Annotated in this window: 1 protein-coding gene; it reads right to left on the bottom strand. The window is 70.7% G+C overall.

Features of this window, described 5'->3' with window-relative positions; translation table 11 throughout:
- On the bottom strand, positions 1-1350 hold a 1350-nt coding region (locus E1289_RS37605; protein WP_347813626.1), incomplete at its 3' end, for a beta-ketoacyl synthase N-terminal-like domain-containing protein.
- Positions 1351-1352 lie beyond the last annotated feature (2 nt).

Genomic DNA, 1352 nt, shown 5'->3' with positions numbered 1-1352 from the left:
GTGGTCGAGGGCGTGGGCGAAGGTGGGCAGGTGGTGGTAGAGCTGGGCGCCCATGCCGGGGCGTTGGGAGCCTTGTCCGGAGTACAGCAGGGCGAGTTTGCCGCCGGTGGGGGTGGCGCGGCCGGTGGTCAGGGCCGGGTGCGGTTCCCCGGCCGCCAAGGCCTCCAGCCCGTCGCGCAGTGCGGCTTGGTCGCCGGTGATGACGGCGCGGTGGTCCAGGGTGGTGCGGGTGGTGGCCAGTGCCCAGGCCACTTCACCGGGGTCCAGGTCGGGGTGGGTGTCCAGGTGGTGGATCAGGCGTTGGGCTTGGGCGGCTAGCGCGGCTGGGGTTTTGGCCGACAGCAGCCACGGAATCACCGGAGGCTCAGGCCGCACCTCGGGTTCAGAGGTTTCCCTGGCCTGCACCTCCAGCTCGGCGCCCGTCTGGAGCGGTGTGGGCGCGGGTGCGGTTTCAGTGTCTGTGCTCGTGGGGGCTTGTTCGAGGATGAGGTGGGCGTTGGTGCCGCTGATGCCGAAGGAGGAGACGGCGGCGCGGCGAGGCTGCCCGGTGTCGGGCCAGGGCATCTGCTCGGTGAGCAGCTCGACCGCCCCCGCGGACCAGTCGACGTGCGGGGTCGGCTCATCGACGTGAAGGGTCCGGGGCAACACTTCCTGTCGTATGGCCTGCACCATCTTGATGACACCGGCGACACCGGCGGCGGCCTGGGTGTGGCCGATGTTGGATTTGATGGACCCCAGTCGCAGGGGCCGGTCGGCGGGGCGTTGCTGGCCGTAGGTGGCGATGAGTGCTTGGGCTTCGATGGGGTCGCCCAGTGCCGTCCCGGTGCCGTGGGCCTCCACTGCGTCGATGTCGTCGGGTGCGAGGCGGGCGCCGGCCAGCGCGTCCTCGATCACCCGCTGCTGGGACGGGCCGTTCGGCGCCGTCAGACCGTTGCTCGCCCCGTCCTGGTTCACCGCCGAACCACGGATCACCGCAAGCACCGGATGCCCGTTGCGAAGCGCGTCCGACAGCCGTTCCACCAGCACGAGCCCGACGCCCTCAGAACACCCCGTGCCGTCGGCCGTGGCGGCGAAAGCCTTGCACCGCCCGTCACGGGCCAAGCCTCGCTGCCGTGAGAACTCCAGGAAGAGGGTTGGGGTCGACATGATGGCGACGCCGCCGGCGAGGGCGAGGTCGGTTTCGTGGTTGTGGAGGGATTGGCAGGCGAGGTGGAGGGCGACGAGTGAGGAGGAGCAGGCGGTGTCGATGGTGAGGGCGGGTCCTTGGAGGCCGAGGGTGTAGGCCAGGCGTCCGGAGGCGATGCTGGGGGCGCTGCCGTTTCCGAGGTGTCCTTCGTAGGGGGTGGGGATGG

Origin of the sequence: Actinomadura sp. 6K520 (genome assembly GCF_004349245.1) — a bacterium.
Taxonomy (GTDB): domain Bacteria; phylum Actinomycetota; class Actinomycetes; order Streptosporangiales; family Streptosporangiaceae; genus Spirillospora.
This window is presented reverse-complemented; position numbering and strand designations above follow the sequence as displayed.